This is a genomic window from Pseudomonas sp. S34 (assembly GCF_009866745.1).
GTDB lineage: Bacteria > Pseudomonadota > Gammaproteobacteria > Pseudomonadales > Pseudomonadaceae > Aquipseudomonas > Aquipseudomonas jessenii.
Genome location: NZ_CP019398.1, coordinates 207,050 through 223,549, shown reverse-complemented (window position 1 = coordinate 223,549; position 16,500 = coordinate 207,050). Strand labels below are relative to the sequence as shown.

Annotated in this window: 14 protein-coding genes; 4 read left to right on the top strand and 10 right to left on the bottom strand. The window is 60.7% G+C overall.

The window, feature by feature from the left end:
• Positions 1-9: 9 nt before the first annotated feature.
• Entirely contained in the window at positions 10-1,206 is a 1,197-nt protein-coding gene (locus PspS34_RS00940; protein WP_154861269.1) for an AAA family ATPase, read from the top strand.
• A gap of 18 nt (positions 1,207-1,224) precedes the next feature.
• Here PspS34_RS00940 and PspS34_RS00935 read toward each other — a convergent pair whose 3' ends face one another.
• From PspS34_RS00935 to PspS34_RS00895, 9 genes are all read right to left on the bottom strand, one after another.
• Positions 1,225-2,367 (bottom strand): RHS repeat-associated core domain-containing protein, encoded by a 1,143-nt coding sequence (locus tag PspS34_RS00935; protein WP_154861270.1) that lies wholly within the window; start codon positions 2,365-2,367, stop codon positions 1,225-1,227.
• A gap of 552 nt (positions 2,368-2,919) precedes the next feature.
• Positions 2,920-3,702 carry a MetQ/NlpA family ABC transporter substrate-binding protein gene (locus PspS34_RS00930; protein ID WP_007972924.1) on the bottom strand — a complete coding sequence of 261 codons (783 nt, stop codon included), beginning with the start codon at positions 3,700-3,702 and terminating at the stop codon, positions 2,920-2,922.
• Between the two features lie 254 nt (positions 3,703-3,956).
• Positions 3,957-4,880: a sigma 54-interacting transcriptional regulator gene (locus tag PspS34_RS00925; protein WP_154861271.1), complete on the bottom strand. Its 924-nt coding sequence runs from the start codon at positions 4,878-4,880 to the stop codon at positions 3,957-3,959.
• A 55-nt stretch (positions 4,881-4,935) separates the two neighbouring features.
• A complete protein-coding gene (locus tag PspS34_RS00920) occupies positions 4,936-5,517 on the bottom strand; it encodes an alpha/beta hydrolase (RefSeq protein WP_090452457.1) in 582 nt (193 codons plus the stop codon).
• Between the two features lie 288 nt (positions 5,518-5,805).
• Entirely contained in the window at positions 5,806-6,207 is a 402-nt protein-coding gene (locus tag PspS34_RS00915) for a biopolymer transporter ExbD (RefSeq protein ID WP_008045412.1), read from the bottom strand.
• Between the two features lies 1 nt (position 6,208).
• Entirely contained in the window at positions 6,209-6,934 is a 726-nt protein-coding gene (locus PspS34_RS00910; protein WP_057712499.1) for a MotA/TolQ/ExbB proton channel family protein, read from the bottom strand.
• A 44-nt stretch (positions 6,935-6,978) separates the two neighbouring features.
• The gene (locus PspS34_RS00905) at positions 6,979-7,788 is read right to left on the bottom strand and encodes an energy transducer TonB (RefSeq protein ID WP_154861272.1); all 810 of its coding nucleotides are present in this window, start codon (positions 7,786-7,788) and stop codon (positions 6,979-6,981) included.
• A gap of 259 nt (positions 7,789-8,047) precedes the next feature.
• The gene (locus tag PspS34_RS00900) at positions 8,048-10,408 is read right to left on the bottom strand and encodes a TonB-dependent receptor (RefSeq protein ID WP_154861273.1); all 2,361 of its coding nucleotides are present in this window, start codon (positions 10,406-10,408) and stop codon (positions 8,048-8,050) included.
• Positions 10,409-10,542: 134 nt separating this feature from the next.
• Positions 10,543-11,463: a TauD/TfdA family dioxygenase gene (locus tag PspS34_RS00895; RefSeq protein ID WP_090452452.1), complete on the bottom strand. Its 921-nt coding sequence runs from the start codon at positions 11,461-11,463 to the stop codon at positions 10,543-10,545.
• A gap of 183 nt (positions 11,464-11,646) precedes the next feature.
• On the opposite strand from PspS34_RS00895, the gene PspS34_RS00890 reads away from it, so the two are divergent.
• Positions 11,647-12,567 (top strand): LysR family transcriptional regulator, encoded by a 921-nt coding sequence (locus PspS34_RS00890; RefSeq protein WP_154861274.1) that lies wholly within the window; start codon positions 11,647-11,649, stop codon positions 12,565-12,567.
• Positions 12,568-12,672: 105 nt separating this feature from the next.
• On the opposite strand, the gene PspS34_RS00885 is transcribed toward PspS34_RS00890, so the two are convergent.
• Positions 12,673-13,686 carry an ABC transporter substrate-binding protein gene (locus PspS34_RS00885; RefSeq protein WP_154861275.1) on the bottom strand — a complete coding sequence of 338 codons (1,014 nt, stop codon included), beginning with the start codon at positions 13,684-13,686 and terminating at the stop codon, positions 12,673-12,675.
• 402 nt (positions 13,687-14,088) lie between these two features.
• On the opposite strand from PspS34_RS00885, the gene PspS34_RS00880 reads away from it, so the two are divergent.
• A complete protein-coding gene (locus PspS34_RS00880; RefSeq protein WP_159389494.1) occupies positions 14,089-15,687 on the top strand; it encodes an ABC transporter permease subunit in 1,599 nt (532 codons plus the stop codon).
• Positions 15,684-16,499, top strand: a complete 816-nt coding sequence (locus tag PspS34_RS00875) for an ABC transporter ATP-binding protein (protein WP_154861277.1) — start codon at positions 15,684-15,686, stop codon at positions 16,497-16,499. Before PspS34_RS00880 ends, PspS34_RS00875 begins: the two co-directional genes overlap by 4 nt.
• Position 16,500 lies beyond the last annotated feature (1 nt).

Genomic DNA, 16,500 nt, shown 5'->3' with positions numbered 1-16,500 from the left:
GGAACCCAAATGCTCAAGACCCTCGCGGTGGCCAATTATCGCTCGATCAACAAACTGGTGATCCCGCTGGGACGGCTGAATCTGATCACCGGCCCCAACGGCAGCGGCAAGTCCAACCTGTACCGTGCGCTGCGCCTGCTGGCGGAAACCGCCCACGGCGGGGTGGTCAATGCCCTGGCCCGTGAAGGTGGCCTGGATTCGACCTTCTGGGCCGGCCCGGAAACCATCTCCCGGCGCATGCGCACTGGCGAAGTCGCCATCGAGCCCACCGTGCGCCAGGGCGTCAAACGCCTGCGCCTGGGATTTGCGGGAGAGGATTTCGGCTACTCGATCAGCCTCGGCCTGCCCGATTCCAATGGCCATTTCATGCTGCCCGGACGCAGCACGCCGATACCGTCTTATTTCAGCCTCGACCCGCAGGTCAAACGCGAATGCCTGTGGGCCGGAGCGTTCTATCGCCCGGCCAGTCTGCTGGTCGATCGTGACGGCCCGATGATCCGTGCCCGCGCCGATCGAAAGTGGGATGTATTGGCGCAGCACACGCCGACTTTCGACAGCCTGTTCGATCAGGTCGGCAGCCTGCGCAGTTCGCCGGAAGTGCTGGAGATGCGCGAGTTCATCCGCCGCTGGCGCTTTTACGATCACTTTCGCAGCGATGCCGACGCCCCGGCGCGGCAACCGCAACTGGGCACCCGCACGCCGGTGCTGCACCACGACGGACGCGATCTGGCGGCGGCCTTGCAGACGATCATCGAAATTGGCGACCCCGAGGCCTTGCGGGCGGCGATCAGCGACGCCTTCCCCGGCGCACGACTGAACATCGAACCTCTGCCGGGTGGGCGCTTCGCCATCGAGTTCTTTCAGGAAGGTTTGTTGCGGCCGCTGTCGGCCGCCGAGTTGTCGGACGGAACGTTGCGTTACCTGCTGTTGGTCGCAGCGCTGCTGACGCCACGCCCGCCGACGCTGATGGTGCTGAACGAACCGGAAACCAGCCTGCACCCGGATCTGCTGCCGGCGCTGGCGCGCTTGATCATCCGCGCGTCCGAGCAGTGTCAGGTGTGGGTGGTGTCCCATGCGCGACGTTTGATTTCGGCGTTGCAGGAGGACCCGGAGTGCAATTGCATCGTGCTGGAGAAGAATCTCGGACAGACCGGGATTGTCGGGCAGCGGATGCTGGATGAGCCGGCGTGGTATTGGCCGGATTGAGATCTAGAGGTGGACCACTCAGGTCCTTCGAATTCTTTTGTTCGGTTTGAGCGGCAACCACTGACGCCTGGCCACCAGGATTGGCCGGTTAGTTCCTACTTCAAGCATTTCATCATAGGATCGCTTGCCAGTCAGCTTCAGGGGGCCTGATCTGAATGCGCCTGGTGATAGTGGCGGGGCCGAGGGCGAAGTCGGGGCAAAAAAGGAAGGCGACTCAGGTGGTGCCGATGGCAGGAACCGGTCAGGCGGTGCCTCACCCGTTGTAACGACTCGCCCCTTGTTCTCTACAAAACGCTTCAAGGCAGGGACAGTCTTGGGATCGCGCGCAGCCCAGTAAACAGTCGCTCTCGATACCACCGTAAGCCCCGCTAATCCTAATGCAATAAACCCGAGAGTTTTAGCTGACTCAGAGTCCCCGGTAATACCCGCAACAGCACTGGCAACACCCGTCAGCGCTGAAGCCATCGTCGCCACTCCCGCCACAGTCGAGCCTGCTGCACCGAGGGTGTATTTGTAGGCTAACCGACCTGCTGCACCCCATTGCAAAGCATCCTTGGCCAACTTGAAGGGAATAGCGGGCGACATGGTAATTCGAGCATTGGCCACGCTGAACAGGCTCGTGATCAACCTGGCAAACCGCCCCGTCGGATCACTGAAATTCACCGGGTCCCCCAGGCAATACGCATACGCATTCAGTCCTCCCCGACCAAACGGGCTCAAGCTGTCCGGTCTGTTGAAGCGCATCAGCACCGGGTTGAACGCCCGATGCCCGTTACCCAGCAGATAATGGCCGGTGGCCGGATCGACCACTTCGCCGGTGAATCCGAGCAAACCGCCGGGACCACTCTCGACCCGCCGATGACCGTAGGGCGCGTAGACCTGACGCACACCTGCGTCGGGGCCGGTCATCTGCAATACCGAGCGTTGCTGATCAGTGACCAGTAACAGGCTGTTGCGCTCGGCACCGTCCAACGATTGCACTGCCAGCACTTGCCTGTCGTGTTGAAGCACGCTGTACGCATCCTGTCCTTTCAGTTGCGTCACCAGGTGTTCGCCGCGGTAGAACCGGGTCAATTTTTCCAGCTCCAACGGCTCCAGTTCGACCAACCGATCAAGAGCATCATAGCGGTAGCGATTGAGGGGGCGAGTCATTGGGCTCATGAGGGTCAACTCCCGGCGAAGGAAGCAGTTTGCACCCGCTTGAATGCGCCGACACCTAGCAGAACTGTTAGTACCGGGAGAAAGCCGTCGCCCGAATTTGCCCAGACAAGAGAGAACAGCTACTTTCCATTGCGCCGTAGGAAGGATCTTTTTTTCGAAACACCGCTCCAGGGACGAACCACTTTTGGCCAGAATCCCGGCCAAAATCTCACAAGGACGAGAACATGGCAGACGTACAACCGCCGCAACGGCTGGATCCGCAGGACATTCTGAAACTCTTGATGGCGTTGCGCAGGGCCTTGAAGGCCGGGCCGGCCTGAGCAATCCAGAGTCAACTGGCTCCCTGTGGCGAGGGGGCTTGCCCCCGTTGGGCTGCGAAGCGGCCCCAAACAGATCTCCCGCGCTCCCCTGGGCGAATGCTGCGCATTCGAACGGGGCGATGCGGCGGCCCGACAAGCCCCCTCGCCACAGTTAAATCGAGCACCCATAAAAAAACGCCGACGCTAAATCAGCCGTCGGCGTTTGAAACCTTGAAGGGGTTTGCTTCGCGAATCAGAACGCAGGCAGTACCGCGCCGCTGTACTTCTTCTCGATGAAGGCTTTCACTTCCGGGCTGGTCAGGGCCTTGGCCAGTTTCTGGATGGCAACGCTGTCCTTGTTGTCCGGACGGGCCACCAGGAAGTTCACATAAGGCGAATCGGCACCTTCGATCACCAGGGCGTCTTTAGCCGGGTTCAGACCCGCTTCCAGCGCGTAGTTGGTGTTGATCATGTCCAGGTCGACCTGATCCAGCACGCGCGGCAACATCGCGGACTCGAGCTCCTTGAACTTGAAGTTGTGCGGGTTCTTGGCGATGTCTTTCGGCGTGGCCAGGGCGTTTTTCGGGTCTTTCAACTCGATCAGGCCAGCCTTCTGCAGCAGGATCAGGGCACGGCCGCTGTTGCTGCCTTCGTTCGGGATGGCGATGGTCGCGCCGTCTTTCAGCTCAGCCAGGGTTTTGACTTTCTTCGAGTAGCCGCCGAAGGGTTCAACGTGAACACCGATCACGGTTTCCAAGTGAGTGCCTTTGCCTTCGTTGAAGCTCTTCAGGTACGGCAGGGTCTGGAAGTAGTTGGCGTCCAGACGCTTCTGATCGACCTGCACGTTCGGCTGAACGTAGTCGGTGAAGACTTTGATTTCCAGGTCCACGCCTTCTTTGGCGAGGGTTGGCTTGATCAGCTCGAGAATCTCGGCGTGTGGAACCGGGGTCGCGGCAACCACCAGTTTCTCGCCAGCCTGGGCCAGGCCCGCGGTCAGGGCAGCCGCCAGTGCGGTGAACAACAGAACCTTTTTCATGCAGTGTCCTTATCGAGAATCACAGTCGCTTGTGGCGACGGCTTGAACATGAGAGTGCCAGTGAAGTGCTATCGCTGGCGTGAAGCGGACAATACCGGGATTTTTTATTCCCGAACAATAACGTTTATTCAGCTTCATATTCCATTTTGTTCATACAGCTGTAGGAGCGAGCTTGCTCGCGATGGTCGCCAGGACAACGCGGGCATTCAGGAAACGCGCGTCATCGTTGACGACCATCGCGAGCAGGCTCGCTCCTACAGGAGGCCGGTGCCTTTAAGCATTTGTTTCAAGGCGTCTTTTTCGGCGTCGGAACCGTTGCCAAGAATCTGCTTGAGCTGCTTTTCGATCTGTCCCAGACCTTCATCAGGCAAATTCAAATGCTCCGGCAAGATCTCGTCGCCGGTACTCACCAACAGCGCAAAGTGGATGACGTTTTCCAGTTCCCGGGTATTGCCCGGCCATTGGTGGCGTTCCAGCACGCGTTGCGCGGCCTCGCTGATCAGCGGCACCGGCAGCTCCAGGCGTTGGCTGTAGATGCCGAGGAAGTACTCCGCCAGCGAGAGGATATCCCCCACCCGCTCGCGCAGTGCCGGCAGCTCGAGTTGGCCTTCGCTGAGGTAGTGATAAAGGCGTTCATGGAATTTTCCGGCGGCAACCGCCTGGGCCAGATCGATGCTGGTGGCCGCCACCAGACGCACATCCACCGGGCTCGGCTGATGGGCTCCGACGCGGGTGACTTCGTGGTTCTCCAGGGCAGCGAGCAATTTGGTCTGGATCGGCAGCGGCAGGTCGCCGATTTCGTCCAGGTACAGCGTGCCGCCATTGGCCGAACCGAACCACCCGGCGCGGCTGCTCGCCGAGCCGCTGTAGCTGCCCGCCGCATAGCCGAACAATTCGGCGTCGGCGTAGGTCGGGCTGATGGCGCCGCAGTTGACCGACACGAATAACCCGCCGCGATCACTGGCGCGGTGGATATGGCGGGCCAGCAACTCCTTGCCGGTGCCGGTTTCGCCACGGATAAGCACTGACACTGAACGCGTGGCCAGTTGCTCAAGGTCTTCACGTAATTGTCGTGAACGCGGATCGACAAACACCAGCGCCTTGGCGCGGATGCTCAGGGGACTTTTTTCCGCATCGGGAAAGGTCAGCAGCGGCTGGCCGAAGGTTTCAAAGCTCATGGCAGACTCCCGCCCAAAACCGCCGGGAGACGGGGGCGTTAAATAAAGAAAGTGTTCAAGCGCGGCGCAGGGCGTGGTGTTCCATGCGGTTTTGCAGTCGATAGAGGTAGGCAAAACCTTGCTCCCAACGCTGGTGACCGGACTTCACGTTGATGTGCCCGGCCCCCGACAGAATCCCCGCCTCGGCGCCCCAGTTACGCGCCAGCTCCAGCGCCCGCGGTGCACTGACGGCGCTGTCGTTGTCGGAGCTGACAACCTGGCTGGGGAACGGCAGCAGATCCGTCGGTATCGGTGCGAAGTTGCGCAACGCCGGCGCGCAAGCCGGGCGTTCGACATCTGCCGGTGCGACGAGCAACGCGCCGCGCACTTGACGCAAAAACTGCACGGGGGCACTCGCGGCCCAATGGGCGACGGTGATGCAACCCAGGCTGTGGGCAATGAGAATCACCGGCGTGCTGTCGGCGGCAATCGCCTCGGCCAGCGCCGCGACCCAGTCTTCACGGCGCGGCGTCAACCAGTCAGCCTGTTCCACCCGTGCGCTATTCGGCAGGCTGTTCTGCCAGTGGCTTTGCCAATGATCTTCTGGCGATCCTTGCCAGCCCGGCACAATCAGGTAGCGAATTGATTCGTTGCGCATGGGGGAGCTCTCCTGCGTGTCTGTTCCCGGTCGAGTATAGGGAGAGGATTTATATTCGTTAAGGAATAAGAAGCTATTTGTTAAGACCAGTATCGAATATACAATTCAATCTAATGTGGGAGCGGGCTTGCTCGCGAAGGGGCCATCAGATCCAACATCCTTGTCGCTTGACACTCTGCATTCGCGAGCAAGCCCGCTCCCACAGGGGGTTTGTGGTGTTACTGAAATCGAGGCATAAAAAAAGGGCCGCACCCTGCCAAGGAGACGGCCCCGGAAAACGAAAATCCGTTAACGCGCAGTAATCACCGACAGCCTGGTAATCCCTGCCCGTTCAATCGACGCCATGGCCCGTGCCACTTCGCCGTAATTCACCCCATCGTCCGCCTGCAACTGCACGCGCACCTCGGGGTCCTTGGCCTTCGCCGACTTGAGGTTGAACTCCAGCAAGTCCGGCTGTATCTCGTCCTTGTTGATAAACAGTTTGCCGGCACCGTCGATGCTCACCACCAACGGGTCTTTCTGCTCCACCGGCGCCACCGCTTCGGTCTTGGGCAGGTTGATCGGAATCGCGTTGGTCAGCAGCGGTGCGGTGACGATGAACACCACCAGCAACACCAGCATCACATCCACCAGCGGCGTCACGTTGATCTCACTGAGCACCTCATCGGTGTCTTGCGTGGAGAAGGCCATATCAGGACGCCTCCTTCACTTTCTGCACGCTGCCCTGGGCCGCCACTTTGTGCGCCGTCGGGTGGATCAGCACACGGAACGAACTCTTCTGCGCCAGGCTGTAGAAGTCGTGGGCGAAGTCATCCAGGTCCGCCGCCGTCAGTTTCAAACGACGCAAAAAATAGTTGTAAACCAGCACCGCCGGCACCGCGACGGCGATCCCTACGCCGGTGGCGACCAGTGCCGCGCCAATCGGCCCGGCGACCGTTTCAAGGCTTGCCGAGCCCGCCGCGCTGATGCCTTTCAACGCTTCCATGATTCCCCACACCGTGCCAAACAGACCAATGAACGGCGAGGTGCTGCCAATGCTCGCGAGTACCGCCAACCCGGTTTCCAGCGACCGGCGCTCGCGCACGATCTGCTGTCGCAAGGCTCGCTCCAGACGATCCTGATGATTGATCGCCTGGCTCAGGTCCGCCGCCTGCGGCGCCTCGCCCACCTGGATGGCCGCATAACCGGCCTGTGCAACCCGGGCTGCCGCTCCGGGCCTGGTTTCGCTCAGTTCGGCCGCCGAGTCGAGACTCGAAGCGGCCCAGAACTGTTGATGAAACTTTCGATCCTGTGCCTTGAGGCGACCGAACTGCACGCCCTTGAGCAATGCCAGACCCCAGGTCGCGACGGAAAAAACCACCAGCAGCCAGATCACCGCGCTTTCGATGGATTCAAGTGGAGATGCCAGTAACGTCATGATGTATTCCTCGTGTAAACGTTTCGCGCGAATTTGGTTTCGGTTTAATGAATCTTGAAATCGATCGGCACACTGACCCAACCGTCCTGGGCGACATCACCCTGCTTGGCCGGCACGAAACTCCAGTGCTTCACTGCATTCAGCGCCGCCTCATCAAGCGCATCGCGGCCACTGCTTTTCTGCAGCTGGATATCGCCGGGCTTGCCGCTGGCCAGCACATGCACGCGCAACAACACCGTGCCCTCCCAGCCTTTACGCTGGGCCAGCGAGGGGTATTCCGGTGCCGGGTTTTTCAAGTAACCGGCGGTGGCCGAGGCCGGTGTCACAGGTGCGGGCGCAGGCGGTGCAGGTGGCACCGGGGCCGCGACAGGCGCTGCCGGTTGTGGCGGCGCAGGTGGTTGTTCAACGGCTTTTGGCGCCGGCTTCGCTACCGGTTTGGCGACAGGTTTGGGCTTGGGAACCGGCTTCGGTGGCGGCGGCTTCACAGCCAGTTCGTCTTCCACGGGCGCAAGCGGCTCAACCACTGGCTGGACAGGTTGCGGTGGCGGCGGCTCGACCACCGGTGGCGCCGGACGCGAGAACTCGATGGTCATCGGCGGAATCTGCGGTGGCACGATGGGCAGCACGGTGGTCGGTTGCTGATTGACCCAATAGATCACCGCGCCATGCACCAGCAACGCCAGCAAGCCCAGCACGATCGTTTCCCGTCGGCGAAGGACGCCTTTTGGCGCGCGCTGCAAACGCAACTGGCCCAAGGGCACCCGGTGCGGTCGGCCGAGGTCGACCAGCTCACCACCGGGTGCCTGGCGCCACAGCACTTCATGTGCACCGGCGGCGGTCTGGACATTGCCCATTGTTTAACTCCCTGCGGTCTCTTTGCGGATTACCGGAACGTCGTGCTGAACATCCCCCGACGACGTCCTGGTAGAGCAATCATTGGCTTGAACGCTTAGCTCTGAAAGTAATGTTTAAACTTATGTTTAGACCTTTAGTGAATATATAAAACCATCAACCCACCGCCAGAGCCCGCCGTTCAAGGGCTCCGGCGTAGTGGAAAAAAACCGATGCCTTGCCCGCATTGAAAGTATTCATTCAAGGCATGGTTTTTTGCCGTCAGAAGTCGTATCGACCGGTCACGCCCAGCGTCCGCGGTGTGCCGAGCAGGCCTTCATAACCGCCATTGGCGGCCGTCCACAGCGTCGTGTAGTAGGTTTTGTCGAAGGCGTTTTTCAGCCACAGCGAAACGTCCCACTGCCCCTGATTGAAGTCGCCGCGAAGGCCGGTGGACAGGTTGACCACCGCATAACTCGGGATCTGCCCGAAGTCGGAATCTTCCACCGTGCCCACCGCTTTGGAGCGGAACGCATAGCTGGCGGTGACGTACTCTTCGAAGCCGTTGCTCAGGTTCCATTTGTATTCGCCATTGGCGTTGCCGATCCATTTCGAAGCACCGACCACTTGATGACCGCTGAGGTCGCAGGACGCTGGAGCGCCCGGCGCCAGGCTGACTTCCGGCGGGCAAGGTGCGTCCTTGTAGGAGAGGTAGCTGACGTCGTTGTACGAGCCGTTGATGTTCAGCGTCAGGCCACGCAGCGGGATCAGGGTGCTTTCAAACTCCACGCCACGGGAGCGCACGGAACCGGCGTTCGTCAGGTATTGCACGCGATTGACGGCGTCGTAGGCGTTGGTCTGATAGCCGTTGACCTGGGTCCAGAACAGGTTGGCATTGAGTTGCAGGCGACGGTCCCACAGGGTGCTCTTGAAACCGAGCTCGGCGTTATTGGCGCGCTCGGTGCCGATCAGCAGCGAGTCGGCGCCGGCAACCGCTGCCGTGCCTACCGCCAGATTGACCCCGCCGGACTTTTCGCCATGGGACAAGGTGGCGTATGTGAGCAGGTCGTCGGTGATGCGGTAGCTGAGGTTCAACAGACCCGAAGGGCTGGAGCTGTACTGATTCAGATCGCCGGAGTCGAAAGCGCCGGCACGACCGCGCCGTGCGGCGGCGGCCGCACCGGTTACCGCAACGCCACCGACCGGTGCCTCGCGCGTGACATTGGCGTTTTTCTCTTCATAGGTGCCACGTAGCCCGGCGGTGAAATCCAGGCGTTCGGTCAAGTGCCAGGTGCCTTGGGCGAACAGCGCAAAGCTGTTGGTTTCGATATGACCGTTGCCGACGCTGTCGATGTTGTTCAGCGCACCGTTAGGTGTACCGCTCCAGATATCCGCTTGCGGTCCGTAGAAGGTGAAGGATTTGTTGTCCAGGTCGGAACCGAAGTAGTAGGCGCCGAGCACGTAATCGAAGAGTCCACCGGTAGGCGACGCCAGGCGAAACTCCTGAGAGTACTGCTTATCCTCCACCGAAACGCCAGCGTTGTGGAAGGCGGATACGTTCAGACCATCATCGTTGCGCGGGGTGAAATTCCACCAGCGATAGGAGCTGATAGAGGTCAGGGTGAAGTCGCTTGGCAGCGTCCAGTTGGCCTCGACCGAAGTACCACCCTGATGCACGGTGACGTGCTGTTCGTTGTTCAGGTTGACCTTGCGGTGCGTGCCGTCGACCAGTGTCGCGCCCGCCGCGTTGGCCCGGGTCTGATACAGGTTGGTGCCATTGATGGTTGGGCCGGTGTTGTACAACACACGGGTGCCGGCGCTGGAATCTTCCTCGTTGTAGTCGCCGATCCAGCGCAAGTTGAACGACTCGTTAGGCTTGAACAGCAACTGCCCACGGAAGCCTTCGCGGGAGCCACCGTTCAAATCGTGGCCGTCGAATTCATTCTTGATGTCACCGTCGCTGCGGGTGCGATACGCGGAAAAACGTCCCGCCAGCTCGTCGTTCAGCGGGCCGGAAATCGTGCCCTTGGTCTGGAAGTAGCCATCCTCGCCCACCGAAGATTCGATGCTGCGTTCAGGGGTAAAGGTCGGCGCGCGGGTGCTGATGTTGATCACGCCGGCGGTGGTGTTCTTGCCGAACAAGGTGCCTTGCGGACCACGCAGCACTTCGAGTTGCTCGATGTCCATCAGGTCGAATACAGCCATGCCGGGGCGGCCGAGGTAAACGTTGTCGATGTACAGGCCGACACTGCCTTCCAGGCCATCGCTGGCCGGGTTGTTGCCCAGGCCACGGATCGACACGCTGGACTGGCGCGCATGCATGTAGGCGACGTTGACGCTCGGCACCAGTTGCTGCAGATCCTGGATGCGATAGACCCGCTGGGTTTCCAGGGTCTGGCCACTGACCACGCTCATCGGCGTCGGCACATCCTGAGAACTTTCTTCGCGGCGGCGAGTGGTGACCGTCACGGTTTCCAATTGCGCGCTGTCGGCCGTGGCGGCCTTGACCGGAATGGATTCCGGGGTGGCGCTGTCGGCTGCATAGCCTTGGGTCCAACTGGCGCTGCCTGCCAGCAACAAGGCCAGTGGCAGGCGTTTGAGCCGTTGGGGTGAAGAGGTTGAAGCGAGGTGCAACGGACTCATAAGGCGGGGTTCCCGATCAAAGTAAATGCTGTGTTGCTTGCCAGGCCGCCATCGCGAGCAAGCTCGCTCCCACACTGATCCTGTGAACTGCGAAGATCCCCTGTGGTAGCGAGCTTGCTCGCGATAGCGTCAGTTCAGACGCCGTCGATATCCGGCCCTTTCACCGTCTGGCTGACCTGCCCGTTCACCCCCACCGGCACTTCCCCCTTGAGCGTCACCCGGCGCACGATGCGATCCTGGGTCCCGTAGTCATCCACCGCGTAATGCTGGGTGGAGCGGTTGTCCCAGATCGCCACATCACCGGCCTTCCAGCGCCAGCGCACGATGTTTTCCTGGCGGATCACATGGCTCTGCAACAGACCGAACAGGTGCGCCGAATCGGCCTGGGAATAACCCTTGATGCGTTTGACGAAATGCCCCAGCAACAGGCTCTTCTCACCGCTGACCGGGTGCACGCGGACCACCGGATGCTCGGTCTCGTACACGGTCGAAGTGAAGATCTTGCGATAGCGCTCCAGCTTCTCGGCCGAGACGTCAGGCCTGGTGCCGGCGTAGTCGTATTCGTTGCTGTGCACGGCGACCAGCTTGTCGGCCAGCTCACGCAGCTCCACCGACAGCCCGTCATAGGCAGTGGCGGTGTTGGCCCACAGGGTGTCGCCGCCGAAAGCCGGGGCCACCACCGAGCGCAGGATCGAGGCTTTTGGGTAGGCTTCGACGAAGGTCACGTCGGTGTGCCAGGAGCTCGCACGCTGGCCCTCGGCACCGTCCAGCTCCAGCAGAAAACGCGTACCTTCGCGCACCGGCACAGTCGGGTGCGCCACCGGTTCGCCGAGCAGGTGGGCGAACGCCTCCTGGCGTTGGTCGTCGAGTTGGGTCTGGTCGCGGAAGAAGATCACTTTGTATTGCAGCAGTGCCTGTTGAATGGCTTCAACAGTGGCGGCATCCAGCTCGCCCGAAAGCTGTACGCCACGGATTTCGGCACCGATGCGACCGGCCACCGGATGGATTTCAAGCGCGTGAACAGCGGGTTGTACAGCGAAAGCGGCATTGCTCATGGGTAGACCCTCATCAGACTGCTTGCGGTTGAACCGGCCGCGAAACACTGCTCTATCTATATTCTATTTAGATCTAATAGATATCTATATGCTTCGTTGACGGAATAAGAGGTTGCATTTAAAACCTCAGTCAACCCTCGTCGCAAATGCCTTCGAGCTATTTTTAGGATGCCGGAAAAGCATATGGATCTTCGCCAGTTGCGTTACTTCATCGCCCTCGACGAACACCGCAGTTTCGTGCGCGCAGCCGAGGCCATGGGCATTACCCAGCCGGCCTTCAGCCGCAGCATTCAGGGGCTCGAACACGAGTTCGGCTGCGTCCTGGTGGACCGTGGCAACAAGGATTTGCGCCCCACCCCTGAAGGCTTGGTGGTGCTGCAACATGCCCGCAGCCTGGTGCAGGGTGCGGCGTTGCTCAGTTGCGAAGTGACGCAGATGACCAAGCTCGATGCCGGTGAACTGCGCTTCGGTTGCGGCCCGGCACCGGCGGTGAAACTGGTACCGGATGCGGTGGCGCAGTTCATCAACGCGCACCCGAAAGTGCGTACCTGTTTCGAGGTGGATAACTGGGAGAAACTCAGCCGCGCCCTGAGCCGTGAAGAGATCGAATTCTTCATCGCCGACATCCGCCATTTCGAGTCCGATCCGAACTTCCAGACCCAGGCTCTGACGCCCAAGCGCGGCGTGTTTTTCTGCCGGCCAGGGCATCCGCTGCTGGCCAAGGAGAGCCTGTCGACCAACGACATGTTCGATTACCCGCTGGCGACCACGATGATCCCGCCGGGCATTCGCAAACTGCTGGCGAACCTCAGTGGGCGGGTGGATTTTTCACCGAGCATCGAGACCGAACATTTTCCGGCGCTGGTGAAAGTGGTGCTGCAATCCAACGCCATCGGCGTGGGGACTGAAGAAGCGTTTATTGAAGACATTGCCCAGGGCTCGCTGGTGCTGCTGCACTGGCGCAACCTGCCGCAGAACATTGAGAGCATGAATGCGCGGTGCGGGATTGTCAGCCGCACGGGGTTCCGGTTGTCACCGGCGGCGCGGGCGATGATCGAAACGTTGGTGGCGGTGGACAGGCAGCAGATCAGCGTTGCTGTTTAGGGCCCCTTCGCGAGCAAGCCCGCTCCCACATTGGATTTGTGTACGACGCAAGTCCAATGTGGGAGCGGGCTTGCTCGCGAAAGCGTCCGCATTGACGACAAAAATTCAGAGCTTCGCCGCAGCCAACTCCGGCGCCACCCAATCACTGACCTTGAACGACTTGCGAATCAGCTTCTGCTGCGAAGCCAGGTCCACGGCATCCTGCAATTTGCCGAGGAACACCGGGTCAAGCGTCGAGGGGAACACCTCGCTCAGTTTCTGATCCTTCAGGTCCTGTGTGAGGATCACCGCCGGATAACTCGCCAGCCCCGACACCAACTGAATGTAGGCGTCCTTGTTGCTGTCCTGGGTCAGCCACTCCACGGCCTGCTGTTGGGCCTTGAGCAGTTTCGCCACCGCCTCCGGATGCGCATCGACAAACTTTCCAGTCCCTATCAGCACCGCCTGCACGCTGCCCGCACCGCCCAGATCCTTGGTGTTTAGCGGCAACTCGGCCAGCCCCTTGGCTTGCAACGCCGTCAGCCCGGAACCGCCCCACGAGGCATCGATCTGCTTCGCCGCCAGCGCCGCGACCGCCGCGTTGAAGTCGAGGTTGATGACTTTCACATCCTTCTCGCTCAACCCCTGGCTAGCCAACGCCGCGTCGAAGGACAGCTGGCTGGCGGTGCCACGGAAGATGGCCACGCGTTTGCCCTTGAGGTCCTGCAGGGTCTTGATCCCTGAACCCGGCACCACGCCGAGGTAATGCTTCACCCCGCGTGCCGAGGCGCTGAGCAGTCGTGTATCCAGACCATTGGATTTGCCGATGATGGCCGCCAGATCGCCGAGGTAGGCCAGGTCCACTTGACCGTTGGCGAACGCCTCGTTGATCACCGGGCCTGCGCCCTTGAAGAAGCTCCACTGAATCTTGATGCCTTGATCGGCGAAAGCCTTTTCGAAGATCTGTTGATCACGCAGCACATCCACGACACCGCCACCACTGTGCTGGGTACCGGCACTCAGGTCCGGCACGGCGATGCGGATTTCCTTGAGTTCACCAGCGTTGGCCGTGAAAGCCAGCAGGCCCGCCAGGGCCGGTGCGGCGAACAGACTGATGACACGTTTGAAGGGAAGGTTCATGGGTGCGGCTCCTTGAGGCAACGGGCGTTGAGGAGCCGAAAGTAGGCCCAAGTAGAACCAACACTTAAATACTATAAATTCACATTTTTAGACTATTTAGATCTATATCAACGCCTGCGGACCTCTCCGTGGCGTATGCCTTGGCAGCATCAAAAATATTCTTCGAATGCATTGGATGCAGTGGCTTATGGAGGCCTTAAATGGTTTCGCTTATCTCTCAATAGTATTGATTTTAATTTTTATAGATCAATTTTGCATACGCCTTGGACCCTGTGGGAGCGGGCTTGCTCGCGAAAAGGGAGTGTCAGTCACTTCATGGCTGCCTGATACGCCGCTTTCGCGAGCAAGCCCGCTCCCACAAAAAAGCAGGCCTGTATTGCAACTCGACAACGGAGGTCATCCATGGCCCGTGTTTCTCTGCTCAGCTTGCCATTGCCCGCGCCGTCGCTTGAAAGCAAGCAGCGCTGGCCGAGCCTGAACCATCGGCTGTTGCCATGGTTGTTGCCGACTCTCCTGTTCAGCCTCTGGTGGCTCGCCAGCCGCAATCACTGGATGAGCGAGCAGATCCTGCCGGCGCCGACCCTGGTCTGGAGCAGCGCACTGGAACTGTCCCAAGGCGAGTTGTGGGGCCATTTGTGGATCAGCCTGCAACGCTTGTTCTGGGGGCTGCTGGCAGGGATCAGCGCAGGTGCTGTTTTGGGTGCCGCACTGGGCTTCAGTCGTCGACTGGAGCGTCTGGTATTTCCAACCTTCGCCGGGTTGGCGCAAGTTCCGACCCTGGCCTGGATTCCATTGTTCATGGTGTTTTTCGGCATTGGCGAAGTACTGAAACTGGTGGTGTTGATCAAGGCCATCGTGGTGCCGGTGACCCTGCATACGCTGGTCGGTGTGCGTGATGCACAACCAAAACTGCGCGAAGCCGCCGCCGTGTTGCGCTTGCCCAGGCATCTGTTGATCCGACGCCTGGTGTTGCCTGCCGCACTGCCGGCATTCATGGCCGGTGTGCGCCTCGCACTGGCCGCCGGCTGGACTTCACTGCTCGCTGTTGAACTGCTCGCTTCCAGTGAAGGCATCAGCTACCTGATGGTCTGGGCGCGGCAGCTGTTCATGCTCGACATCGTGTTCGTGTGCATTGTGGTGATCGGTTTGATCGGTGTGGCGATGGATCGCGGCATCGGTTTGCTGGACAGGAAACTGGTGCACTGGCCGCACCCGGCCACGGCCGAAATCCGTCGCGGGCCGCGTTATCGAGGTTGGCAGCGATTGCAACCGTGGCTGCTGCCACTGGCGCTTCTGGCGTTGTGGCAACTGACCTCGGATCAGCAATGGATCGACGCGAACATTCTGGTCAGCCCGCTGGCCGTCCTGCAGACCACTCGGGATGGTTTGCTCGACGGCACATTGCTTGGTGGCATGGCCCTGAGCCTGGGCCGAACCCTTGGCGGGTTGCTGCTCGGTGGCGGGCTCGGGTTTGCCTTGGGATTGCTGCTGGGGTTGTCGCGCACCAGTGAACGCGTGCTCGGGCCAACCCTCGCCGCCATCCGTCAGATCGCCATTTTCGCCTGGGTGCCGCTGCTCACCGCGTGGTTCGGCCTGGGGGAATTGGCCAAATGGGTGTTCGTTGCCCTCGCCGCCTTTTTCCCGCTGTTTATCGCCACCCAACGCAGCGTCGTCCACCTCTCGCCGCAACTGAACGAGGCCGCGCAGGTGTTGCGCCTGAGTCTGCGTCAGCGCCTGGTTCGACTGGTACTACCGGGCGCGGCACCGGGAATTTTTGCAGGGCTTCGGCTGAGCCTTATCTACGCCTGGCTCGGCACCATTGGCGCTGAATACTTCATGCCGTCCAACGGCGGCATCGGCAGCCAGATGATCGGCGCCCAGCAACTGCTGCGCATGGACCTGATCATGGCCGGCATGCTGCTGGTGGGCCTGACCGGCGCCCTGCTCAACCTCATTGGCCAACGCCTGGAAATCCGCGTCACTCGCTGGAGACACGCATGAACGCACCGATAGTCAGCTTCAATCACGTGGGCAAAACCTTCGACGTCGACGGCTTCACACTTGAGGCCATTCGCGAATTCAACCTGGACATCGCCGAGGGCGAGTTCGTCGCCATTGTCGGCTCCAGCGGTTGCGGCAAATCCACTTTGCTGCGGCTGCTGGTGGGCCTCGATACGCAGTTTCGCGGGCAAATCAGCGTTGACGGAAAAGCCGTCACCGGCATCGGCGGCGAGCGCGGCATCGTCTTTCAGGAACACCGCTTGTTCCCGTGGCTGAGCGTGGCCGACAACATCGGCCTGGGCCTGGTCAACGAGCCATTGAGCGCTGCGCAAAAGCACAGGCGCATCCATGATTTCATCGAACTGGTGGGCCTGGTCGACTTCGCCCGCGCCTATCCGCACCAGCTCTCCGGCGGCATGGCCCAGCGCGTGGCCATTGCTCGCGGCCTGGTGGCCAGCCCACGGATTCTGCTGCTGGATGAGCCCTTCGGCGCCCTCGACGCACTGACCCGCCAGCAGATGCAGGACGAACTGTTGGCGATCCGCGCCCGGGCAAAAATCACCACCGTGCTGGTCACCCACGATGTCGAGGAAGCGATCTTCCTCGCCGACCGTGTCGTGGTGATGGAGCCGCGTCCGGGGCGGATCAAGCAAGTGGTCGACATTGCCCTGCCCCATCCGCGCCAGCGCAGCAGTTTCGACTTCCACCAGTTACGCGAGGAACTGCTTCACGAACTCACCAGCGACGATCACTACCAGCCCCCCGTGCCGGTGCAGGTCCGCGATCTGCCGTTGTCCTTCATTGCCTACTGAA